The following is a 22966-nucleotide window of genomic DNA, read 5'->3' on the forward strand; positions in this document are numbered from 1 at the left end:
CGGTCCCTTTCTGCTCGTCTCCGCCGCCAGCGGCGCGCTGTACGCGCTGAGCCCGCAGCTGGAGAAGGTGATCTACGCCCACGAGCTGAACGCCTCGTCGGCTGCCGCGCCGCTGCCGCGCCGCTGCCGCTGGCCGCCCAGGTGGAGGCGGCCCAGGCCCACGTCGGACCGGATGCGCAGCTCGCCGCCGTGCGGCCGGCGCCGGAGCCCGGCGACACCACGCGCGTGATGTACGCCGACGACGCCCTCGGCGAGAGCGAGACCCGCGCGATCTTCGTGGACCCCGCGACCGGGGAGATCCGCGGCGACCTCACCGTCTACGGCACCAGCGGCGCGCTGCCCCTGCGGGGCTGGATCGACCAGCTCCATCGGAACCTGCACCTCGGGGACGCAGGGCGCCTCTACAGCGAGCTCTCCGCCTCCTGGCTCGGGGTGATCGCGGTGGCGGGGCTCGGCCTGTGGATCCGCCGCGCTCGCCGCGGGGCAGGCCGTCAACATCGACACCGGCCTGGTCGAGATCCTCCCGCCGGCCGACGAGGGATCGGCCTGGGTGGTGCAGGAGATCCAGCGCAGCTTCCCGACCGAGGTCGACGCGGTGGCCGTCGACGGCGCCACCCTCGAGGTCGTCGACCGCACCGACTTCGCCGACCAGGACCTCGCCGCGAAGCTGACGCGCTGGGGCATCGACCTGCACATGGGGACGATGTTCGGCCTCGCCAACCAGATCGTGCTGTTCCTCATCGCCTCGACCCTGGTCCTGACGATCCTCTGGGGCTACCGGATGTGGTGGCAGCGCCGCCCCACCCGCGGCGGGCGCGGTCCGGGCAGGCCCCCGCAGCGGGGCGCGCTGCGCCGGGCGCCCTGGTGGGGAGTGGGGCTGGTGCTGCTCGTCGCGGCGGGCATCGGCGCGGCGCTCCCGCTGCTGGGGGCCAGCCTCGCCGGCTTCGTGCTCGTCGACGCCGTGGTGGGGCGCCCGGGGCCGGCTCGTCCCACAGTCCGGGCGTGAGCGTCAGGAGCTCAGCGGTGCTGCCGCCGGCTCAGCGGTCCTCGTCGGCTCTCGCCGTCTCCTCGAGCGCCGCGGCGCGCAGCAGGTCCAGCCGGATCCCGCGCGCGGTCTCGAAGTGGCCGCGGGCGGCCGCTCGGGCCGCGTCCTCGTCCCGCTGTGAGATCGCCACGACCAGGCGGGAGTGCTCCGCGAGCGCCTCGTCCCAGCGCCCTCCGACGGTGAGCGTCGAGTGGGGCGCGTGCACGAGTTGGCGCGAGAGCTGGGCGAGCAGGTCCTGCAGGACCGGGTTCCGGCTCGCCTCCCACACCGCGCTGTGGAACTCGAGGTTCGCGCGGATCAGGGTCGCGTCGTCCCGCTCGGCCAGGCCCCGGTCCCGCTCCAGCAGCGCCTCGAGCCGCAGCACGTCCTTCATGGTGCGGTTCAGGGCCGCGTCCCCGGCGATCTGCTCCTCGAGCAGGATCCGCGCGTCGTAGACCTGCATGATCGTCTGCGGATCCACGCTCTGCACCTCGAGGCCGCGCTGGGCGCGGGTGAGCAGACCGGCCTGCTCGAGCCGTGAGAGGGCGTCGCGCACCGGGGTGCGGGAGACCTCGAAGCGCTCGGCGAGGGCGACCTCGCGCAGGTGCGTGCCCGGGCCGAGGGTGCCGTCGAGGATCTCCGCGTGGAGCGTGCGGTAGATGCTCTCGCGGTCGTGGCGCGTGCTCATGCGATGCCTCCTCGTCCTTGCGATGTTCCTGCGGCGGTGCTGCGGTGGTCGCCCTGCGCAGGGAGCCTAGACCCTGCGCAGGGCGGGGATCAGGCGATCGAGCCGGCGCGACGGCCGAACACGGCGCCCGCCGCGAGGCCGGAGCCGCCGGGGTAGTTCGAGGAGAACAGCCCGCCGAGCATCTCGCCGCACACGAGCAGGCCCGGGATCGCCGTGCCGTCCTCGTCGAGCACACGGCCCTTCACATCGCCTTTCAACCCGCCGAAGGTGAAGGTGATCCCGCAGGTCACGGGGTAGGCGTAGAAGGGCCCCTCGGCGATCGGGCTCGCCCAGTTCGACTTCGGCGGGGTGACCGCGGCGGCCTTGCCGTCCTTGACCGTGGGGTCCAGCTCCGCATCGTTCGTCGCGGCGTTGAACTCCTCGACGGTCCGCACGAACTCCTCGGCCGGGACCTCCATCAGTGCGGCGAGCTCCTCGAGGGAGTCGGCCTTCAGCTCGGAGACGCCGGGCATCTCGTACTCCTCGGCGCGCAGCAACGGCCGGGTCGCGGCGTCGAAGACCTGGAAGGCGAGGGAGCCGGGCTGCTCGAGGATGACCTTGCCGTACTTGGCGTAGGTGAAGTTGCGGAAGTCGGCGCCCTCGTCGAGGAAGCGGCGGCCCTCGCGGTTCACCAGGATCCCCAGCAGGTAGGACTGGCGGGTGAGGCGGTTGGTGAGAGAGAGGTTACCCTCGTTCTCGGGGTGGAAGGCGTCCCACTGCACGCTGTGGCAGGAGCTCCAGTCCCCGCCCTTCACCGCGCCGACGTCGAGGCCCGCGCGGATCATGTCGCCGACGTTGAACGCCGTGCCGCGCACCTTCGCCGCGGCCCAGCGCTCGCCGAGGTGCTCGGCGCGCAGCGCCGCGTCGGACTCGAAGCCGCCCGCGGCCAGGACCACGGACTCGGCGCGCAGGGTCACCCGCTGCCCGTCGTGCTCGGCGACGACGCCGACGACGCGGCCGTCCTCGACCACGAGCTCGAGGGCGCGGTGGCCGTAGCGGACGTCCTCGCCGAGCCTCTCGGCGACCGCGGTGTGGTCGGCGACCAGGCCCTCGCCGCCGCCGACGTTCCCGACGTGCAGGCCGCCCCAGAAGAGGAAGCTGCCGTCGGGCCGGGAGTAGGCCTGCCGCTCGTACATCAGGCGGTACTTCAGCCCCAGCCCCGCCAGCCAGCGCAGGGTGGGCTGCGCCTCGGCGACCAGGACGGCGCTGAGCTCGGGGTCGTTGCGGCCCTCGGTGACGCGCTCGAGGTCGTCGAGATAGTCCTGCTGCGAGTAGGGCGGGACGGTCGAGGCGCCGTGGCGCTCGTCGGCCTCGACGAACTCCTGCAGCTGCGCGAGGCCTTCGTGGGCGATGCGGGTGGCGCCGGCGGTGAAGAAGCTGTTGCCGCCGGCCGTCGGCCCCTCGCCGCGCTCGAGCAGGATCACCGAGCGTCCCCGCTCCGCCGCGGCATGGGCCGCGCTGAACCCGGCGTTGCCGCCTCCGACCACGATGACGTCCGCGTCATTGTGCATGTCCGACTCCTCCGCTGCTGCGTCGTGTCCGGCCGGCCGCGTGCCGGACCGACCATGTCACCAAGGCTGTATCCCAATGTGTCCATGAGAGTACAGATGAGTACCGAACGTAGGCATGGCGGACATGTTGCGTGAGTAACTCCCCATGTGCATACACTCCCGGGACCCTCCGCCGACCGGTGAGACAACGACGTTTCAGGAGAGTGGAGCATGCAGCGAAGGACGGTCCTGCAGGGCGCGTTCGGCGCCGTCGTGGCCGCGACCACGGGAGCCGCCCTCGTCGGCGCCGCCCGGTCCAGCGGCCGCGCGGAGGCGCGGAGCACCCTGACCCTCATCGCCCCCGCCGCGCCGGGCGGCGGCTGGGACGGGTTCGCGCGCGAGGCCCAGCAGGTGCTGCGCAGCGCCTCGATCGTCAACAACGCCCAGGTCGTCAACATCCCCGGCGCCGGCGGCACGATCGGCCTGAGCCAGTTCGTGGGGATGACCGGCGCGGAGGACACCCTGATGGTCACCGGCGGCGTGATGGTCGGCGCGATCGCGCTCGGCGAGGGGGACGCGAGCTTCGAGGACGTCACCCCTGTCGCCCGGCTCGCCGACGACTTCGCCGCCCTCGTGGTCCCCGCCGACTCCGAGATCCAGGACCTCGACGGCTTCCTCGAGGCCTGGCGCGCGGACCCCCGCGGCACCTCGATCGGCGGCGGCTCGCTCGGCTCGATCGACCACCTCCTCAGCGGGCGGCTCGCGCAGCTGTAGGGGATCGACCCGACGGACCTCAACTACATCGCCTACTCCGGCGGCGGCGAGGCCCTGAACTCGCTGCTCTCGCACACCACGACCGCCGGCTGCTCCGGATACAACGAGGTCAGCGACCAGATCGAGGCCGGCACCCTGCGGGCGCTGGCGATCTCGTCGGAGGAGCGTCTGCCGGGCGTGGACGTGCCCACCTTCCGGGAGCTCGGCGTGGACGTGGCGATGTCGAACTGGCGCGGATTCCTCGCCGCCCCCGGCGTCAGCGAGGAGGCGCTCGCCGAGTTCGTCGCGATCGTCACCGAGATGCGCGACAGCGCGGAGTGGCAGGAGACCCTCACGCGCAACGACTGGACCGACTCCTTCCTCACCGGCGAGGAGTTCGAGCAGTACATCGCCGACGAGAGCGCCGTGGCCGAGGACATCGTCGAGGACCTGGGACTGTGAGGAGCACCGTGAGCACATCCACCACCACCCCCTCGCCCGTGCGGCGCGCTCTGCGGCGCCGCAAGGAGCTGATCATGGTGGCGATCCTCGCGATCGTCGGCCTGACCCTCCTGATCGGCGCGCAGACCATGAACGTCCTGGGCGACTCCGCCCCCGGGCCGCAGTTCGTGCCGGTCATCGTCGGCGTGCTGATGCTCGTCACCGCCGTGGCCGTCGGCCAGGACGTGATCCGCCACCCAGAGGACGAGCGTGCCGAGCCGGGCACGCGCCACGACGTCTCCCGCGACCTGCTCCAGGACCTCTCCGACACCGACACCGCGGAGTTCAAGGCGGTGGGGACCGTGGATCTCGAGTCCGACGGGCCGGCCGGCGGGAAGGCCGACGCGTCGGCCGGCAGCGCCGCGCCCGCCGATGCCGCCGCCTCCGTCGCGACCGACGAGGACGCGCCGTCGGCCCCGGTCGCGAGCGACCTGCGGACCACCGGGTTCGTGCTCGCCACCCTGATCGGATTCGTCCTGGTCCTGCCCTGGGCCGGGTGGGTGCTCTCCGGCGCCGCCCTGTTCTGGTGCGTCGCCCGGGCCCTCGGCTCGCGCAATACCTGGATGGACATCGGCGTCGCGCTGCTCATCTCCTCGATCATCCAGCTGATCTTCGGCGGGCTGCTCGGCCTGTCGCTCCCGGTCCTCGGCGGAGGTGCCCTCTGATGGTACAGATCTCCCTCCTCCTCGACGGCTTCGGGGCGGCGCTGACGCCGTACTGCTGTTCGTGCTGATCGGCGCGGTGCTCGGCACCGCCGTCGGCGTGCTGCCGGGGCTCGGCAGCTCGATGGCCGTCGCGCTGCTGCTGCCGATCACCTTCGCGCTCGACCCCACCGCCGCGTTCATCATGTTCGCGGGCGTGTACTTCGGCGGGCTCTTCGGCGACTCGACCGCCGGGATCCTGCTGAACACCCCGGGCCAGTCCTCCGCGATCGCATCCACCTTCGAGGGCCATCGCATGGCCCGCAACGGCCGCGCCGCCGTGGCGCTGGCGACCGCGGCGATCGGCGCCTTCATCGGCGGACTCATCTCCACCACGATCGTCGTGTTCTTCTCGCCGGTGCTGGTGCGGATGGCGACCCAGTTCGGGCCCGCGGAGTACTTCGCGCTCGCCGTCTTCGCGTTCCTCGCGATCTCCTCGGTGGTCTCCGAGTCCGTGCTGCGCGGCATCGGCGCGCTGCTGCTCGGCGTGGCGCTCGCGCTGGTCGGGATCGACGGCCCCAGCGGCACCGAGCGCTACACCTTCGGGATCCCGAACCTCTTCGACGGCATCGACATCGTCGTGGTCACGGTGGGCCTGCTGGCCCTCGGCGAGGTGCTCCACGCCGCCTCCCGCATCCACCGCGACCCCACCTCGATCTCCCTGCCCACCGGGGGGATCGCGAAGATCGGGAAGGCGGACTTCCGCAAGGCGCTGCCCTCCTGGCTGCGCGGTGCGGGCTTCGGCGCCCCCTTCGGCATGATCCCCGCCGGCGGCGCGGAGGTCCCCACCTTCCTCGCCTACGGCACGGAGAAGCGCCTGGCCGACCGGCGCAAGGACCCCGAGTTCGGCACGACCGGCTCGATCAAGGGCCTCGCCGCCCCGGAGGCCGCCGCGAACGCGACCGCCGGCACGGCGCTCGGCACCCTGCTGGCGCTCGGCCTGCCCACCTCGGCGACCGCCGCGATCCTGCTGGCCGCCTTCCAGCAGTACGGCATGCAGCCCGGCCCGCTGCTCTTCCAGCGCTCGGGCGAGCTGGTGTGGACGCTGCTGGCCTCGCTGTTCATCGGCCTGGTGGTGCTGCTCGCGCTGAACATGCTGCTGGCACCGGTGTGGGCGCGGCTGCTGTACATCCCCCAGCACTACCTCTACGCGGGGATCACCGTGCTCGCCATGCTCGGCGTGTACGCGGTCTCCTCCTCCTACGTGGACCTGTACCTGCTGATCGGGCTCGGCGTGCTCGGCTTCCTGATGCGCCGCTTCAACATGCCGCTCGCGCCGCTGATGATCGGCGTGATCCTCGGCCCGCTCGCGGAGACCGAGCTGCGCCGCGCCCTCGCGGTCTCCGAGGGGGATCCCTCGATCCTCGTCTCGAGCCCGATCACGATCGGGGTGTACGTGGTGCTGATCGGCATCGTGGTCGTCTCCGTGATCCAGCACGTGCGCCACGCCCGCGCGGACCGCAGGGAGGCCGCGGCGGCGGCCTGAGCCGCGGGCTCCTCGTCTGCTGAGCTCTCCACGAGGCCGACGGCCCCGGGACCGACGCGCTCTGCGCGGTCCCGGGGCCGTCCTGCGTCCCGGATCCGCCGTCGCGCGCGGAGCAGGGCCTGTTCCCTCCTGCCCGTTCAGCTCCCGTCGGCCGACGACGCCTGCGGCTGCACCGTCCCCTGCGGCTCCGAGGGCGCGTGCCGCTCGAGGAACTCGAGCATCGCCACCCGGTCCACCCCGGTGAAGGTGCCCGTCGGCATCGCGGCGAGCAGCGAGGCGTGCAGTCGCGCGACCGGCCAGACCGAGCCGTGCCAGCGCTCGACCAGCTCGGGCGCGGGGCGGCGGCAGCAGTCCGGGTCGGGGCAGCTCGAGGAGTGACGCACGCTCGTCTCCCGGCCCCGGAACCACTTCGTGTGCGCGAAGTCGGTGCCCACCGAGATGGAGAACTCCCCGCCGGAGCCGGACTCGATGCGGGAGGTGCACCAGTAGGTGCCGCCGGGCTTGTCGGTGTACTGGCTGTACTGCCGCATCCGGTCCTCTGAGCGGAACACCCGCCGCGCGCTCCACCAGCGGCACACCAGCTGCCCCTCCACCGCGCCGAGCGCATCGGTCGGGAAGCGGACGTGGTCGTTCTGGTACGCCTTCACGATCGCGCCCGAGGAGTGCACCTTCAGGAAGTGCACCGGGATGTCGAGGTGATGGGTGGCGAGGTTCGTGAAGCGGTGCGCGGCCAGCTCGTAGGTCACGGCGAACTCGTCGCGCAGATCCTCGACCGACAGCTCCCGCTGCGCCTTCGCCCGCTGCAGGAGCTCGCTCGCCCCCGCTTCCGGCACCAGCATCGCCGCAGCCAGGTAGTTCACCTCCACCCGCTGGCGCAGCAGCTCGCCGTAGTCCGCGGGCTCGTCCATCCCCAGCACGTGCGCGGCCAGGGCCTGCAGCACCGTGGTGCGGGGATCGGCGGCGTCGCGCCCGAGCGGCAGGTAGATCCGCATCGAGGACGCATCGGTGATCGAGCGGGCCGAGTGGGGGAGGTCCGGCACCGAGTGGAGGGAGAAGCCGAGCTCCTCGGCCAGCAGCGAGACCTTGCGGTGCGAGAGCGGGCCGCCGCTGTGCCCGATCCGGGCCAGCAGCTCCCGCGCCGTCTCTTCGAGGGCGGGGTAGTAGTTGCCCGCCTCGGACTGCTCCTGGCGCAGCTGCCCGTTGACGCGCCGCGCCTCCTCCGGGGTCGCGGCACGCTGCTCGTGCAGGCGCCGCAGCTCCTCGTGCAGGGTCAGGATCGTCTCGATCGCCGCGTCGGAGAGGGACTTGCGCACGGGCAGGTCCGGCAGGCCGAGCCCCTGGTACAGGGCTCCGGCCTGCGCCTTCTCGAGTGCGATCTCGAGCGCCGCCCGACGCGACGGGGGCTCCGGGTCCAGCAGGTCCTCGACCCCCACCTCGAGCACGCGCGCGATGCGGCGCAGCTCGCCGAGGCGCAGCTCGCGCCTGCCGTTCTCGATCACGGACAGCTGCGAGGGAGCGCGGTCCAGGGCCGCGGCGAGCTCGGCGAGGGAGAGGCCTCTCGCGGTGCGCGCGGCACGGATCCGTCGGCCGATGAGCAGCGGGTCGACGTCGTCGTCGGGATCGGGCGCGAGCGCGCCGGGGGCTGGTGCGCCGGGCGCGGGCCCGTCGGCCGCGGGGGAGGGGCGGCCGGCGGGCCGGCGGTCGCCCGTGCCGGAGCCGGGGGCGCCGGCAGCGAGCCGTCGTGCGGCGTCGTCGGGGCGTCGGCCGGAGGTGCGGGGCTGCGCGGTCATGCGGGCCAGAGTGACACAGATAACTTCTGAAGAACAGAAATATGGCGGAAGTTCTTCCGGATCGGGCCTTCTGAGGGGGCTCTGGAGCGGCAATAGTGTGACCACTCGACGAAGTTCGCCGAGGACGGCAGCCCCACCGGCCGCCGGAGCAGCCCGAGGAGCCGACGATGACCACCCCGACCCCCTCCGCCCCGCGCAGCACCACCCGCCCCGGGGACCCCACCATGACCGCCGAGGAGCTCGCCCGCGACTGGGAGATCGACCCGCGCTGGTCGGGGGTCCGCCGCGACCACAGCGCCGAGGACGTCCTCTCCCTCACCGGCCCCGTCCGCGAGGAGCACACCCTCGCCCGCCGCGGCGCCGAGCGGCTCTGGGAGATGATCCGCGAGAACGACGAGAACCCCGGCTCCTGGATCTCCGCCCTCGGCGCGCTCACCGGCAACCAGGCCGTCCAGCAGGTCCGCGCCGGGCTGAAGGCCATCTACCTCTCCGGCTGGCAGGTCGCCGCCGACGCCAACCTCTCCGGCCAGACCTACCCCGACCAGTCGCTCTACCCCGCCAACTCCGTCCCCTCCGTCGTGCGCCGGATCAACAACGCGCTGCTGCGCGCCGGACAGATCGAGTTCGCCGAGACCGGCACCACCAGCCGCGACTGGCAGGCGCCGATCGTCGCCGACGCCGAGGCCGGCTTCGGCGGCGCCCTGAACGCCTACGAGCTGATGCGCTCGATGATCGAGGCGGGCGCCGCGGGCGTGCACTGGGAGGACCAGCTGGCGAGCGAGAAGAAGTGCGGCCACCTGGGCGGGAAGGTGCTCATCCCGACCTCCCAGCACGTGCGCACCCTGAACGCCGCTCGTCTCGCCGCGGACGTCGCCGGCACCCCGACGGTGATCATCGCGCGCACCGACGCGCTCGCCGCGACCCTGCTGACCAGCGACGTCGACGAGCGCGACCGGCCCTTCCTCACCGGGGAGCGCACCGCGGAGGGCTTCTACGAGGTCACCCCCGGGATCGAGCCCGTCATCGCGCGGGGCCTCGCCTACGCCGAGTACGCGGACCTGCTGTGGGTCGAGTCCTCGACACCGGACCTCGAGCTCGCCCGCCGCTTCGCCGAGGCGATCCATGCGCGGTTCCCGGACCAGAAGCTCGCCTACAACTGCTCGCCGAGCTTCAACTGGAAGCGGCACCTGGACGATGCGCAGATCGCCCGGTTCCAGCGCGAGCTCGCCGCGATGGGCTACGCATTCCAGTTCATCACCCTGGCCGGCTTCCACTCCCTGAACCACGCCATGTTCGAGCTGGCCAGCGGCTACCGCGACCGGCAGATGAGCGCCTTCGTCGAGCTGCAGGAGGCCGAGTTCGCCTCCGCCGAGCACGGCTTCACCGCCCATCGCCACCAGGCCGAGGTGGGCACCGGCTACTTCGACCGGGTCGCCACCGCCCTGAACCCCACCTCCTCCACGCTCGCCCTCGCGGGCTCCACCGAAACGGCCCAGTTCCACTGAGCGCCGTCGGCCCCGTCCCCGGGGCCGCGAGCGGAGACCCCGCCGCCCCCGGGCGAAGAACCAGCGTCCACCTGACCCGTCCCCTCGGCCCGCCACCCCGCGCCGGACCCCAACGACCATCCTGACCAGCCACGTGTCCCGGAAGGACCTCGCCATGACCCTCATCGACTACCGCCGCCCCCTCTCCGAGCAGCGCCCCGCCGCCGGCACCTCGACCGACCCGTCGGCCCCCGACCGCAGCACCCCGCGCGGACGCCTCGAGGTCGTCGGCCCTCTGGGGCCCCGCTTCGAGGAGATCCTCACCCCCGAGGCGCTCGACTTCCTCGCCCTGCTGCACGACCGCTTCGCGAGCCGACGCACCGAGCTGCTCACCGCCCGCACCCTGCGCCGGGAGTCCATCGCGGGCGGGGCCATGTTCGACTTCCTCCCCGCCACCCGTGCGATCCGCGAGGACCGCAGCTGGCGCGTCGCCGGCCCCGGGCCCGGCCTCGAGGACCGACGCGTCGAGATCACCGGCCCCACCGATCGGAAGATGACGATCAACGCCCTGAACTCCGGGGCGAGGGTGTGGCTCGCCGACCACGAGGACGCGCTGAGCCCCACCTGGGACGCCGTCATCGACGGGCAGCTGAACCTGCACGACGCGATCCGTCGGCAGATCGACTTCACCGGCGAGAACGGCAAGGAGTACCGCCTGGCCGAGGAGACGGCGACGATCGTGTTCCGGCCCCGCGGCTGGCACCTGCCCGAGCAGCATCTGCGCTGGGTGCGGGCCGACGGCCGCTCGATGCGGGCCTCCGCCTCGCTGGTCGACGCGGGGCTGTACCTCTTCCACAACGCGCGCGAGCTGATCGAGCGCGGCTCCGGCCCCTACCTCTACCTGCCCAAGCTCGAGTCCCATCTCGAGGCGCGGCTGTGGGACGAGGTGTTCGCCACCGCCGAGCGCCGGCTCGGGATCGAGCACGGCACGATCCGCGCGACCGTGCTCATCGAGACCCTGCCCGCGGCCTTCGAGATGGAGGAGATCCTCTACGAGCTGCGCGATCACTGCGCGGGTCTGAACGCGGGGCGCTGGGACTATCTCTTCTCGATCATCAAGATGTTCCGCGACCGGGGCCGACGCCGCGTGCTCCCGGACCGCTCGCAGCTGACGATGACCGTGCCGTTCATGCGGGCGTACACCGAGCTGCTGGTCGCGACCTGCCACCGCCGCGGCGCTCATGCGATCGGCGGGATGAGCGCCTTCATCCCCGACCGCCGGGACCCGGAGGTGACGCGGCAGGCACTGGTCATGGTCGCCGAGGACAAGCAGCGCGAGGCGAGCGACGGCTTCGACGGCACCTGGGTGGCGCATCCGGACCTGGTGCCCGCCGCGCAGGCCGAGTTCGACGCGGTCCTGGGCGAGCGCCCGCACCAGGTGGACCGGCTGCGCGAGGACGTGCACGTGACCGCCGAGGACCTGCTCGACCTCGAGGTCGAGGGCGGGGCCATCACCGCCCAGGGGATCCGGCAGAACATCCGCGTCTCCCTGCGGTATCTGGACGCCTGGCTGCGCGGCTCGGGCGCGGTCGCGATCGACCACCTGATGGAGGACGCCGCGACCGTGGAGATCTCCCGCTCGCAGCTGTGGCAGTGGATCACCCAGGGGATGCTCACCGACGAGGGGATGCCGGTGACGCGGGAGAGGGTCGAGTACTTCATCGACCGGGCCGTGCTCGAGCTCGACACCGAGCAGGGCAGCCGCCTCCCCGAGGCGGCCGAGCTGCTCAAGGAGGCGGTCCTCGGCGAGGAGTTCCCCGCCTTCCTCACCAACGGCGCGTACGAGCGCCACCTGGGGTGATGTCGGGCAGGTGACGGTGCACCGGGTCGGCGCACGGGTGAGGTCCGGAAGGTGCTCGGTCGAGCGTTCCGGACAGATCGGACACCCGTGCGCCGACCCGGCTATGTTCAGGCCATCCGCATCGGCATCGACATGGGCACCACCCGCACCATCGCGGCGGGCGTGGACCGCGGCAACTATCCCGTCCTCCCGTTCACCGACCCCGACGGGGACGAGCACAGCCACTTCCCGTCCGTGATCGCCGAGGTCGACGGGCAGCTCGTCCACGGCTTCGAGGCGGAGCGCGCCGCGCGCGCCGGCGCCCCTCAGCTACGCTCCTTCAAGCGCCTGCTCGGCGATGCGGGCACCCATCCCGGCACGACGATCCGGCTCGGCGGGCGCGAGCACCTGCTGCTGGACCTCGTGACCGCCTATCTCACCGCGGTGCGGGAGGCGCTGCCGGTCCCGGTCGGCCAGGTCGCCGCCTCCGTCCCCGCCCACGCTCACTCCGCCCAGCGGATCATGACGCTCGAGGCCTTCCGACGCGCCGGCATCGACGTGGTCGCCCTGCTCAACGAGCCCTCCGCGGCCGGCTTCGAGTACACCCACCACCAGTCCCGCAGCCTCACCGCCCGACGCACCCGCATCGCGGTCTACGACCTCGGCGGCGGCACCTTCGACAGCTCGCTGGTGGAGGCCGACGGCGGCGGGCACGCCGTGCTCGGCAGCCACGGCGTCAGCCGTCTCGGCGGCGACGACGTCGACCAGGTGCTGCTCGAGCTGGTGCTGGAGCGGGCAGGGCTGACCGTGGAGGAACTCGGGGCGCCCGCCGTGGATGTGTTGCGCGAGGAGTGCCGGGCCGCGAAGGAGCGCCTGCTGCCGCAGACGCGTCGGATGATGATCGACCTCGGGGAGGAGCACGACCCGGTGATCCTCCCGGTCGAGGACTTCTACGCCGCGGCCGCGCCGCTGATCGAGCGGACCCTCGAGGTCATGGCCCCGCTGGTGGGCGAGCTCGACGCCGAGTCCGGCATCGCCGGGATCTACCTCGTCGGCGGCGGGTCCGGGCTGCCGCTGGTGGGGCGGATGCTGCGCGAGCGCTTCGGCCGCCGCGTGCACCGCTCCCCGTACCCGGCGGCCTCGACCGCGATCGGCCTGGCGATCGCCGCGGACCCGGACTCCGGCGTCACCCTCGCCGACCGCCTCTCCCGCGGCATCGGCGTGTTCCGCGAGGTCAGAGCGGGGGAGGGGGTCTCCTTCGACCAGGTCCTCACCCCCGACGCGCCGCTGCCGACCACCGGCGCCACCACCGTGACCCGGAGCTACACCGCCGCGCACGACCTGGGCTGGTTCCGCTTCGTGGAGCATGCGGCGCTGGATGCGAGCGGCGAGCCGCGCGGGGACCTGGTCCCGTTCGCGGACGTGCTCTTCCCCTTCGACCCGGCGCTGCGCTCGCTCGACGAAGCGGCGCTCGCCGAGGTGGAGGTGACGCGCCGCGAGGGCGGGCCCCGCATCGAGGAGCGCTACGAGCTGCACCCCTCCGGTGCGGTGACGCTGCGGATCACGGACCTGGACAGCGGGTTCAGCCGGGAGTACGGCCTCGCCCGGCGGGGGTGACGGCGGGGGCGGGCGCGCTCAGCGAGCGCCGGGGAACTCCTCGAGCACCTCGTCGAGGATCTCCGCCGTGTCGCGGAGGCGGGCGATCCGTCCCTCGAGCTCGCGGCGGTGGGCGCGCAGCGAGTTGATCCCGTCGGCCGCGCCGTCGGACCTCCCCAGCAGCGGCGGCAGCAGCGGTGCGATCTCGGTGCTCGTGAGGCCGGCGGCGAAGAGCCGCTGCACGAGCAGCACGCGGTCCACCGCCTCGGCGTCGAAGCGTCGGTGGCCGGCGGCGGTGCGGGCCGGGGTCAGCAGGCCCTGCTCCTCGTAGTAGCGCAGTGAGCGGGCGCTCACGCCGGTGCGCACGGACAGCTCGCCGATGCCGAAGCGTGCGGGAGCACCGGTGCTCACAGCAGGGTTCACACGGGTGTCAACAGCGGTCATGGCGCCACAGTATGTCCGAGTCGCCATCAGATCGTGCAGGTCAGGGGCGTGTCGCGATAAGTGACATCGATGTGATGCCGCTCCTGCCGTCGACACCGGTGAGGCGTCCTCTCGGTGCAGGGGGCGTGGCCCGGTCACGGTCTGAAGGAGGCGGAGCTCGGGCCTGTGGAGGGCGGGCCGAGCGGATCGACGCTTTCGGGAGAGCCATCGGGAGAGACTGTCCCCATGCTGACCCTGCGCCTCGATGGCCTCCGCATCTGCGACATCCCCTCGTTCTACGACGAGATCAACAGGGTGTTCATGGCCGGGGAGGACTGGCGGCTCGGGCCGAGCCTCGATGCGCTGGACGACATGCTGCGCGGCGGCTACGGCGCACTGCATGCCGCGGAGGAGGCGCGGGTGATCTGGGCGGAGCACGCCGCGTCCGCGGAGGCGCTCGGCGTGGAGGTCACGCGTGCACAGCTGCTGGCGAAGCTCGAGGATCCACGCTTCGATCAGGCGATCGCGCGTCGGAAGCTGGATCGGCTGGAGGCGGAGGGCGGGCCGACGTACTTCGACACGGTGCTCGAGGTGTTCGCGGACCATCCCCGGATCGAGCTCGTCCTCGCCTGATCTGTGCGGTCTCCGGATCAGTGCGCTGGGGGCTCGGGAGCGTCCGTCGGTCCAGGTGGCTGCGACGGTCTTGGAGCACTGCCCCCGGCCATGTCGTCCAGCAGGACGAGAACGCCGTCGCTGACAGGGCGGGGCCGGATGATCGGCAGGTCCGTGATCCGCAGCTGCAGGCGGTCGAAGGCCCGGTAGATCGTCGACCATCCGTTCGCCGACGAGCCCTCGTCCAGCGCTGGTTCCTCTCCGGTCGCTCCGGTGCCGTGGGGCGATGCGACGGGCGGGGTCGCCGTCTCGAGGGAGCCCTCGACGACGGGAGGAGTCTCGGCAGCGGACAGCGGGACGCCGTCGACTGCGGTGGCTGCGGGGAGAGCAGGGCGGGCAGAGGTGGAAGAGTCTGCGGCGGGAGGCGCCGACAGGCCTGCGATGCCGGACTCCGCCAGCTGACGCCGGCGCTGCCGTCGGTAGGTGCCGACCGGGTCGAAGTTGATGCCGCCCCGCCGCGACTTCTGGCCGTAGCGGGTGGTCCACTCGACCGTGCGCCGCGTCCCGTCCTCGTCGTGGATGACGCCGACGCTCTCCCCGGACTCCTCCTTCTGGTTGTCCCCGCCGCAGGTGCCGTTGCCGTTGTCGAGGCTGGTCGCACCACCCTGCGACCAGGGCACGATGTGGTCCATCTGGCGGATCGGGGCGTTGCAGAACGGTGCACGGCACGTCTGGTGGGCGAGCGTGAGGAAGCGCCTCAGGGAGGCTGGGAAGGTTCTGGACCTTGCCTCTACCCCCACGAGCTGGCCGTCGTCGAGGTCGGCGTAGAGGTTCCGGATCGTCAGGGCGAGGTCGGTGTCCTCGTTCCCGGAGTCCAGGGCCCGCAGCATCGCCTCGCGGACGTGGTCGTAGGGGACCGGCCCGAATCCCTCGATCGTCGCCGCGTCGGCGTGCGCCGGGGCGAGCAGGGACCGGTCGGTGATGATGATCCCGATGTCCAGGGTGGTCGGATCGATGCCGTCGCTCCGGCCGACCAGGGCGTCGGCGAACATGTCCGACATGATCTGCTGGTGGCCGCGCCGATCGCCGGCCGCGCGGGCGCCCTCCGCCGCGACGGACAGTCCCTTCCGGATCCGGGCGGCGTCGATCGCCGGGATCAGCGCCCGCACGGAGGCCATGCCGTGGTCCTCGCGGGTGATCGTGACGTGTCGGTCGTTCATCGCCCGACGGTGGCGCTCCGCCGCACCCTCCGGATCCAGCGCATGGAGCATCCGCGCGACATGGTCGGAGATCTCCCGGGTGCCGCAGTCCTGCAGGTCGGGGAGCTGTGCGGTGAGCATCGTGTCGACCATCTCCCGCACGTGCGGCGGCACCGGCCCCATCGCCGAGCCGACGGTGTGCACCGAGCGGGGGTTCAGCGTGCCCTCGGCCAGGGCGGTGAGCATGCCCGGCATGCTCTGGACCAGTCGACGGCAGGTCGCCAGGCTCCGACCGGCCACGGACCGCGACTCCTTGAGCATCCGCGACGCCTCGGAGCGGGCGACCTGCATCGCCTGTCGCGGGCTCTCCTCGCGCTGCAGGCAGTCCTCCTTCACCGCGGCCTCGAGGCGCACCAGCGCACGGGCTCGCACCGCATCCAGAGCAGCTTCGATCCCGACGATGCTCGACAGCAGCGCCTTGGTCTCTGCTACGGACAGGCGGTCGAGCGACGGGGAGCCCTGCACGCCGAGCGTCATGAGGGCTGTCCGGGCCGCCGCGATGTCGACCTCTCCGACGAGGACCGCTCTCACCTCCACGCGCACGGGTACGTCCACCGGCATCGGCGCGCCCTCAGCGGCACCGTCCGCAGGCGAGACGTCGTGCACCGGATGGTGGCCGTCGTCGGCCTCCCCGGTGTCGTCGCGTCGCTGCGGATCCTCTGTCATGTGACCAGTATCGCATGTCAGTTGGATAGAGGGAAGGGTCCGTCAGAAACCCCTCCACAGCTGTGCATAGAATGTGGAAAAGCGGGGCGTGTGGAGGAACAGTGGGGAGGGTGGTCCTGTCCGGATGTGGCGGCAGCGGCGGGATCCGCGTCAGGAGAGTGCGGCCGGCGAGCTGCTCCGACGTGCGATGCTTCGGACATATCGTCCGGTTCGCCTGGGCCGATGTCGAATGCCAGATCTGCGGGGGAGTCGTCCCGCGAGAGGCAGAGAGAAACGGGGTTCAGGGAGGTCGCACTGCTCACGAAGCAGGAACGGTCGCCGCGGTCGGCTCGGAGAGAATCCGAGACACGCGCCCGGAGGTTGCTTTGCGTGTATCGACGATGGTGTCACCCGAGAAACTGTCGAGTCGCCGTGATCGTCCAATCGAACAGACGTACGAGGTGACGGTGAGTGCTGCGCGAGCATGCCGAACCGGTCCGCGCGAGCGCACCCCACCCGCCCCGGCGACTCGCGGGGTGGCCGGAGGTCGGGGCCGTCCCGTCGGCCTCAGGCGGTGTCGTGCGTGGCGATGAGCGAGACCGCCACGAGGAGCAGTGCGATCGCGCCGAGTCCCGCGCCGGCATAGGCGGGCAGGGCGCGGTGCTCGAGACCGCGGTCGTGGCGGCTGACCCCGACATATCCCAGGACGACGGCTGCGAGGCCCGGCGGCACGGCGAGCACGTCGCCGATGATCGGGATCAGGGCGCAGAGCAGCGCGATCAGACCGAGGGCGAGGGAGAGGTCCCCGGGGGAGCGCCGCCCGCGTCGGGGCGGACGGGCATCGTCCATGGGGGAATCGTAGAGGGGGCCGGAACATGCCGCGTGCTCAGGAACCCGGGAGTCCCAGCGCCTCCGCGGTCGCGGTCCCCCGGATCTCCGCGACCGGCCCCTCGTACAGGATCCGTCCGCCGTGCCGGCCCGGCCCGGGCCCCAGGTCGATGAGGTGGTCGGCCCGGCGGATCACCTCCAGGGCGTGCTCGATCACCACCACGGTGTGCCCCGCCTCGAGCAGCTGATCGAGCACGCCCATCAGGGTGTCCACGTCCTCGAGGTGCAGCCCGGTCGTCGGCTCGTCCAGCACGTAGAGGCTCCCGGGCGCCGCGGAGCGGAGCTCCCGGGCGATCTTCACCCGCTGGCTCTCCCCGCCCGAGAGCGTCGAGAGCGCCTGGCCGAGCCGCAGGTACCCGAGCCCCACCGCCTCGAGATCCGCCAGCCCCTTCCGCACCGTCGCCGACGGGAGCCGCTCGACGGCCTCGCTGATGGTCAGCGCCTCGACGTCGGCGATGCTCAGCCCGTCCAGCCGCATCTCGAGCACCTCGGGCGCGAAGCCCGTGCCGGAGCAGTGCTCGCACTCCGTCTCCTGGCCGTTCATGAACGCGAGGTCCGTGCGGAGCACGCCGAGTCCCTCGCAGGCCGGGCAGCCGCCGCGCGAGTTCGCGCTGAACATACCCGCCTCCACCCCGTGCCGCGAGGCGAACAGCTTCCGAATCGGGGCGGCGATGCCGGTGTACGTGATCGGGGTGGAGCGCCGGTTCCCGGCCACGGGCCGCTGGTCGACGACCACCGCCTCGTGCTGCGCAACCAGCTCCGCGGCGAGGCTCGACTTGCCCGAGCCGGCCACCCCGGTGAGCACGGTGAGCACGCCGAGGGGGATGTCGACGTCCAGGTCCTGCAGGGTGTTCCGTCGGGCCCCGCGCACCGGCAGGCTGCCGCGCGGGCTGCGGGCCGTGCGGGAGAGGTCGAGGGGCCGACGCAGCGCTCGTGCGGTCGCGGTGTCGGCGCCTGCGAGCTCGTCGGGCGTGCCCTGGAAGACCAGGCGACCGCCCGCGGCGCCGGCGCCGGGACCGATCTCGAGCACGTGGTCCGCCGCAGCGATCACGGTCGGATCGTGCTCGACCACGAGCACCGAGTTGCCCTTGTCCCGCAGCTCCTCGAGCAGGCGCAGCATAGCGCCGACGTCCCGGGGGTGCAGGCCGATCGTCGGCTCGTCGATCACGTACAGCATCTGCACGAGGCTCGAGCCGAGATGCTTGACGGTCTTCAGCCGCTGGGATTCCCCGCCGGAGAGCGAGGTCGTCGCTCGTGCCAACTGCAGGTAGCCGAGGCCGATGTCGCACATCGCCCGCAGACGGCGCACCAGGGCATCGCGCACCGGCGCCACCGCCCGCTCGTCGATCCCGGCGATCACCCTGGTCAGCTCCGTGATCTCCAGCCGCGACATCTCGCCGATCGTGTGACCGGCCAGGCGGGCGGTGCGGGCGGGGGCGGCCAGGCGATCGCCCGCGCACTCCGGGCAGGGCTCGGAGCGGGTGAACTCGCGGACCGTGGCGGCCTTGCGCTCGGAGAGCTCGTCGGAGGTGTGCAGGTATATGCGCTCGAACCGTTCGACGACCCCCTCGTAGTCGGACGGCGGGCGGGGGCCCAGCCGCGCCGCCGCCTCCCCGCCGCGCAGCAGCGCCTGCCGCTCGTCCTCGCTCCACTCCCGCAGCGGGGTGTCGGGGTCGAAGCTGCCGATGTCCGCGTACTGGCGGTACCAGTAGCCGCCGTTGCCGAAGCCGGGCAGGCGGATCGCGCCGCCTGAGAGGGAGCGGTCGAGGTCCAGGAAGCGGTCGACCGCGCTGGTGACCACCTGGCCGAGCCCCGAGCAGGTGGGGCACATGCCGCCCGGCAGGTTGAAGGAGAAGCGGCCGGAGTCGCCGACGTGCGGGGTCGACAGGCGGGAGAACAGCAGCCGCAGCGCGTTCCACGCCTCGCTCGCGGTGCCCACGGTGGAGCGGGCCGAGCCGCCCAGGCGCTTCTGGTCGATGACGATGACGGGGGAGATGCCGTGGATCTCGTCGACCTCGGGCCGGGACCAGCGCGGCAGACGGTTCCGCGTGAACGGGGGATAGGTCTCGTTGAGCTGGAAGCCCGCCTCCGCGGCGATCGTGTCGAACACCAGCGAGGACTTCCCCGAGCCGGACAGTCCGGTCACGACAACCAGGCGGTCGCGGGGGATGTCGACGTCGAGGGCGCGCAGGTTGTGGGTGCGGGCGCCGCGGAGGCGGATCGTCGGAGTGCTCATGGAGGCGACGCTAGCGAGGGATCCGGTCAGGTTCCGGCCGCAATCCCGGGTACTCTCCGACCATGACGGAGACGACCGGACGTGCGCTGGAGATGCTCGCCGTGCTGCAGACGGGACGGGAGCTGTCGGGGCCGGAGCTCGCCGCCCGACTCGGGGTGAGCGAGCGGACCCTGCGCCGGGACGGGGAGCGTCTGCGCAGGCTCGGCTACGGGATCGAGTCCCGGCGCGGCCCCGGCGGCGGGTACCGGCTCACCGCCGGCACCAGGATGCCGCCGCTGCTGCTCGACGACGACGAGGCGGTCGCGATGCAGGTGGGGCTCGCGATCGTGGCGGCGTCGGGCGCTCGCCGCGTCAAGGAAGCGGGCGGCGGGATGAACGACGGATCGGCCGACGGAACTGCCGACGGGCCGGGCGGCATCGCCGAGGCCGCCGAGCAGGCCCGCGCGAAGCTTCTCCAGCTCCTCCCGCCCCGGCTCCGTCCCCGGGCCGGCGCCCTCCACGAGGCGCTCGAGGTCGGGGTCCCGTCGGCCCCCGACGTCGAGGCCGGAGCCCTCTCCGCGCTCGCCCAGGCTATCTACGACCACCGCGCGGTGCGCGTCGCGCATGCACGCGATGGGGAGGAGTGCACGCGACGGGAGGTCGAGCCGCATCGGCTCGTCCACCGCTACGCCCGCTGGTACCTGCTGGCCTGGGACCGCACGCGGGAGGGCTGGCGGACGTTCCGGGTGGACCGCCTGCACGTGATCGCTCCCACCGGAGCGCGCTTCGTCCCGCGGGCCGTGCCGGAGGGCGCGGGCGGCGAGCACCTGCGCGAGGCCGTGCGCCGAGGGCGGCAGCGGGTGGAGCTCGAGGTCTCGGCCACGCCGGCGGAGATCGCCGATGCCCTGCCCTACGAGGAGCTCGAGCTCTCGCCTGGGGAGGGAGGGGCCACGCGGGTGGTCGCCCATGTGCGCGACGCGGCCTGGGTGCCGCACCTGCTCGCAGTGCTGCCGGGCACCGCGCGGGTGCTCGGGCCCGCTGAGGTTCGCCAGGCGGTGCTCGCGCAGGCGCGCGCCGTGCTCGCGGCGCACGACGAGGGCAGTACGCTCCGCGGTGACGAGCTGGAGCGCCGTGGTGCACCGAGCCCGGGACGAGTCGACGAGGATCAGGAGCCGGGATGAGCGCACCGCAACGGGCTCGAGGAGAGGACCCGAGACGGGCTGGAAGGGATGAGCCGCGTCGCGTCCGCTTCATGTGGGATTACGCCCTGCTCTTCGAATGGGCGGACGAAGAGCCGGACGAGCTGCCGGACCTCGACGAGGTGCTCCCTGCCGACCTCATCGCGCGGATCCACGCGTGGGGCGAGGAGATGGAGGGTGCGTACGGCGAGCTGTATCTCGACGATCCTCCGCCCGTCGCCCGGGAGCTTGCGAAGCGGCTGGAGGCCGAGTACCGCGGGTTCCGACAGGAGATCCGCGGGCTGGGGTTCGAGGTGGTCCGCGAGCGTCCGGGGTGGCCCTTCGGCGTGCGGGAGCGCCCGACGTGGCTGCTCCGTGCGCGGGCTGGGCGGGCGGCAGGGGAACGGGCGTGAACCGGCTGCTCGCCGGGCTGGGCAACGTCGTGCTCTTCATCGTGCTCGCACCGCTGATGCTCGGTGCGATGATCCTCCTTCTCCCGTACGCAGCGGCCGTCTGGGTGGTGGCGGAGGTCCTGGTCAGGGTGCGAAGGGAGCCGAGTCTGCATCTGCCTCAGACAGGGGTCGTCCTGGTCGGACGGCCTGATGCGGAGACGAGCCGCGAGATCGTCGCGGCGGCGATCCACTCGCGGTGCTCCGCCGAGGTGGCCCGTCATGTCGGAGAGGACGGCGACGTCACGCTCACCTCGGACGCCGCGGCGGAGCTTCCGGTCGTCGTCCGGCAAGCCGAGGAGCCCGTCGACGAGGAGGACGAGATCGAGGTCGACATCGGCCCCTGGACGGTGGGGTGCCCGGAGGGCTATGACTACGGCGAGGGTGATGCCGCGGTCGCGATGGCCATGGCGTACCTGGATCGCGGCCTCACCACCCGCGTGATCGGGCAACGCACCGTCGCACTGCTGCGACTCGAGGAGTCAGGGGTCTGGTGGCGTCCCGAGGCCGACGGCGGTGGGAGCTTCGCGCAGGCCGGGTTCCGGGACCTGCCGGGGAGGGCCGCGACCGATGCCGAGCGTGCACGACACCTCACGAGGACCAGGGCCCGGCAGGACGAGCACTGAGTGCGCGACGGGTGCCCCGCCGGACCGCTTCCGCGGCACCGCGCCGGGCACTCCCTGACCTCACTCCAGCGGGTTCTCCTGTGGCGGCAACGCCGCGACCAGCGGGTGGTCCTTCTCGATGACGCCCATCTTCGCCGCGCCGCCGGGCGCTCCGAGCTCGTCGAAGAACTCGACGTTGGCGTTGTAGTACTCCGCCCACTCGTCCGGGGTGTCGTCCTCGTAGAAGATCGCCTCGACCGGGCAGACCGGTTCGCAGGCGCCGCAGTCCACGCACTCGTCCGGTTGGATGTAGAGCATCCGGCTGCCTTCATAGATGCAGTCGACGGGACACTCGTCGACGCAGGCGCGGTCCTTCACGTCGACGCAGGGCAGGGCGATCACGTAGGTCATCGGAGGCGGTCCTCCCAGGAGCGGTGGGGCGGTGCGGGCTCTTCCCGCCGTGCTGCGAGCACCGTAGGATCTCAAGTGCACTTGAGGTCAAGGCGGAGGGAGGGGATGCTCGTGAATGCGCCCCACGAGCCCGAGCAGCTCATGACCATCGGTGAGATGGGCCGACGCACCGGCGTCGCCGCGAGCGCCCTGCGCTACTACGAGGACCTGGGGCTCATCGCCTCCGTGCGCACCGCCGGGAACCAGCGACGCTACGCCCGGCACATGCTGCGCCGCGTCTCCCTGGTCTCGGTCGCCAAGCGCCTCGGGATCCCGCTGGCCGACGTCGGCGCAGCCTTCGGCGACGTCCCCATGGACCGCACGCCCTCCCACGCCGACTGGCAGCGGGCCTCCCGCCGCTGGCGCCGCACCCTCGAGGAGCGCCGACGTGCGATCGAGCGGCTCGAGCACGAGCTGACCGGCTGCATCGGCTGCGGCTGCCTCTCGCTGAAGGCCTGCGCGCTGCTGAACCCCGACGACGCGCTCGCCGCGACCGGCGCCGGGCCCCGCCGGCTCGAGGACGTCATCGAGGACGACGAAGGAGACGACGGCGGCGACGAGCGGACGTGAGTGCGGGGCGGGCGGCCGGCGCCCTGCAGTCGCGCGAGACGGCCGCCGAGTGCGGGGCGTCGGCCGCCGGGCCGTCGCGCGCCGGTCCACAGCCGTCCGCTGATGGCGAAGTATGACGCTCCGGTTTGCCCTCAAGCGGACTCGAGGTTCTATGGTCGAGCTGTTGCTCGCCGGGCGGACCGGCGGGGTTCGACGAAAGGAAGGACTGATCATGGCTGAATACACGCTTCCCGATCTCGACTACGACTACGGCGCGCTGGATCCCTCGATCTCGGGGAAG

20 protein-coding genes and 2 pseudogenes are annotated in these 22966 nt (G+C 72.5%); 14 read left to right on the forward strand and 8 right to left on the reverse strand.

The window, feature by feature from the left end:
• Positions 1–10 precede the first annotated feature (10 nt).
• Both Y09_RS18045 and Y09_RS18050 read left to right on the forward strand, forming a co-directional pair.
• Positions 11–441 (forward strand): annotated as a pseudogene (locus Y09_RS18045) (PepSY domain-containing protein); the annotation flags it as partial.
• Positions 442–550: 109 nt separating this feature from the next.
• The gene (locus tag Y09_RS18050; protein WP_234695774.1) at positions 551–1006 is read left to right on the forward strand and encodes a PepSY domain-containing protein; all 456 of its coding nucleotides are present in this window, start codon (positions 551–553) and stop codon (positions 1004–1006) included.
• Between the two features lie 31 nt (positions 1007–1037).
• Here Y09_RS18050 and Y09_RS16450 read toward each other — a convergent pair whose 3' ends face one another.
• Together Y09_RS16450 and tcuA are read right to left on the reverse strand one after the other, a co-directional pair.
• On the reverse strand, positions 1038–1712 hold the full coding sequence (locus Y09_RS16450; RefSeq protein WP_053918952.1) for a GntR family transcriptional regulator: 675 nt from the start codon (positions 1710–1712) through the stop codon (positions 1038–1040).
• Positions 1713–1801: 89 nt separating this feature from the next.
• Positions 1802–3262: an FAD-dependent tricarballylate dehydrogenase TcuA gene (gene tcuA / locus Y09_RS16455; protein WP_053918953.1), complete on the reverse strand. Its 1461-nt coding sequence runs from the start codon at positions 3260–3262 to the stop codon at positions 1802–1804.
• A gap of 210 nt (positions 3263–3472) precedes the next feature.
• Here tcuA and Y09_RS18270 point away from each other — a divergent pair, with 210 nt between their 5' ends.
• The 4 genes and pseudogenes from Y09_RS18270 to Y09_RS16470 all read left to right on the forward strand — a co-directional run bounded on the left by Y09_RS18270 (position 3473) and on the right by Y09_RS16470 (position 6682).
• Complete coding sequence (locus Y09_RS18270) at positions 3473–4015, forward strand: hypothetical protein (protein ID WP_371440375.1); 543 nt, start codon at positions 3473–3475, stop codon at positions 4013–4015.
• A 27-nt stretch (positions 4016–4042) separates the two neighbouring features.
• Positions 4043–4456, forward strand: coding sequence for a Bug family tripartite tricarboxylate transporter substrate binding protein (locus Y09_RS18275; protein ID WP_371440376.1), 414 nt, complete (start codon positions 4043–4045; stop codon positions 4454–4456).
• Positions 4457–4464: 8 nt separating this feature from the next.
• The gene (locus tag Y09_RS16465; protein ID WP_148639705.1) at positions 4465–5160 is read left to right on the forward strand and encodes a tripartite tricarboxylate transporter TctB family protein; all 696 of its coding nucleotides are present in this window, start codon (positions 4465–4467) and stop codon (positions 5158–5160) included.
• Positions 5160–6682, forward strand: a pseudogene (locus Y09_RS16470) (tripartite tricarboxylate transporter permease). The gene Y09_RS16465 and the pseudogene Y09_RS16470 overlap by 1 nt, the downstream one beginning before the upstream one ends.
• 137 nt (positions 6683–6819) lie before the next feature.
• On the opposite strand, the gene Y09_RS16475 reads toward Y09_RS16470, so the two are convergent.
• On the reverse strand, positions 6820–8472 hold the full coding sequence (locus tag Y09_RS16475) for a helix-turn-helix domain-containing protein (RefSeq protein ID WP_053918955.1): 1653 nt from the start codon (positions 8470–8472) through the stop codon (positions 6820–6822).
• Positions 8473–8639: 167 nt separating this feature from the next.
• Here Y09_RS16475 and aceA point away from each other — a divergent pair, with 167 nt between their 5' ends.
• The 3 genes from aceA (at position 8640) to Y09_RS16490 (ending at position 13413) form a co-directional block, all read left to right on the forward strand.
• A complete protein-coding gene (gene aceA / locus Y09_RS16480) occupies positions 8640–9977 on the forward strand; it encodes an isocitrate lyase (protein ID WP_053918956.1) in 1338 nt (445 codons plus the stop codon).
• A 154-nt stretch (positions 9978–10131) separates the two neighbouring features.
• Positions 10132–11817, forward strand: a complete 1686-nt coding sequence (aceB, locus tag Y09_RS16485) for a malate synthase A (protein WP_010551998.1) — start codon at positions 10132–10134, stop codon at positions 11815–11817.
• Between the two features lie 132 nt (positions 11818–11949).
• On the forward strand, positions 11950–13413 hold the full coding sequence (locus Y09_RS16490) for an Hsp70 family protein (RefSeq protein ID WP_234695775.1): 1464 nt from the start codon (positions 11950–11952) through the stop codon (positions 13411–13413).
• A gap of 18 nt (positions 13414–13431) precedes the next feature.
• Here Y09_RS16490 and Y09_RS16495 read toward each other — a convergent pair whose 3' ends face one another.
• On the reverse strand, positions 13432–13836 hold the full coding sequence (locus Y09_RS16495; RefSeq protein WP_148639706.1) for a MerR family transcriptional regulator: 405 nt from the start codon (positions 13834–13836) through the stop codon (positions 13432–13434).
• 225 nt (positions 13837–14061) lie between these two features.
• On the opposite strand from Y09_RS16495, the gene Y09_RS16500 reads away from it, so the two are divergent.
• Positions 14062–14448: a barstar family protein gene (locus Y09_RS16500; protein ID WP_053918958.1), complete on the forward strand. Its 387-nt coding sequence runs from the start codon at positions 14062–14064 to the stop codon at positions 14446–14448.
• A gap of 17 nt (positions 14449–14465) precedes the next feature.
• Here Y09_RS16500 and Y09_RS16505 read toward each other — a convergent pair whose 3' ends face one another.
• The 3 genes from Y09_RS16505 to Y09_RS16515 all read right to left on the reverse strand — a co-directional run bounded on the left by Y09_RS16505 (position 14466) and on the right by Y09_RS16515 (position 19455).
• Positions 14466–16352, reverse strand: a complete 1887-nt coding sequence (locus Y09_RS16505) for a DUF222 domain-containing protein (RefSeq protein ID WP_053918959.1) — start codon at positions 16350–16352, stop codon at positions 14466–14468.
• A gap of 546 nt (positions 16353–16898) precedes the next feature.
• A complete protein-coding gene (locus Y09_RS16510; protein WP_053918960.1) occupies positions 16899–17180 on the reverse strand; it encodes a hypothetical protein in 282 nt (93 codons plus the stop codon).
• Positions 17181–17217: 37 nt separating this feature from the next.
• Positions 17218–19455, reverse strand: coding sequence for an ATP-binding cassette domain-containing protein (locus tag Y09_RS16515; protein WP_053918961.1), 2238 nt, complete (start codon positions 19453–19455; stop codon positions 17218–17220).
• 62 nt (positions 19456–19517) lie between these two features.
• On the opposite strand from Y09_RS16515, the gene Y09_RS16520 reads away from it, so the two are divergent.
• From Y09_RS16520 to Y09_RS16530, 3 genes are all read left to right on the forward strand, one after another.
• Positions 19518–20615, forward strand: a complete 1098-nt coding sequence (locus tag Y09_RS16520) for a YafY family protein (RefSeq protein WP_053918962.1) — start codon at positions 19518–19520, stop codon at positions 20613–20615.
• A gap of 71 nt (positions 20616–20686) precedes the next feature.
• Complete coding sequence (locus Y09_RS16525; RefSeq protein ID WP_053918963.1) at positions 20687–21025, forward strand: hypothetical protein; 339 nt, start codon at positions 20687–20689, stop codon at positions 21023–21025.
• Positions 21022–21687, forward strand: coding sequence for a hypothetical protein (locus tag Y09_RS16530; RefSeq protein ID WP_053918964.1), 666 nt, complete (start codon positions 21022–21024; stop codon positions 21685–21687). Before Y09_RS16525 ends, Y09_RS16530 begins: the two co-directional genes overlap by 4 nt.
• 60 nt (positions 21688–21747) lie before the next feature.
• Here Y09_RS16530 and fdxA read toward each other — a convergent pair whose 3' ends face one another.
• Entirely contained in the window at positions 21748–22077 is a 330-nt protein-coding gene (gene fdxA, locus Y09_RS16535; RefSeq protein ID WP_010551989.1) for a ferredoxin, read from the reverse strand.
• 105 nt (positions 22078–22182) lie between these two features.
• Here fdxA and soxR point away from each other — a divergent pair, with 105 nt between their 5' ends.
• On the forward strand, positions 22183–22686 hold the full coding sequence (gene soxR, locus Y09_RS16540; RefSeq protein WP_053918965.1) for a redox-sensitive transcriptional activator SoxR: 504 nt from the start codon (positions 22183–22185) through the stop codon (positions 22684–22686).
• Positions 22687–22966 lie beyond the last annotated feature (280 nt).

It is taken from the genome of Brachybacterium sp. SW0106-09 (assembly GCF_001293905.1).
GTDB lineage: Bacteria > Actinomycetota > Actinomycetes > Actinomycetales > Dermabacteraceae > Brachybacterium > Brachybacterium conglomeratum.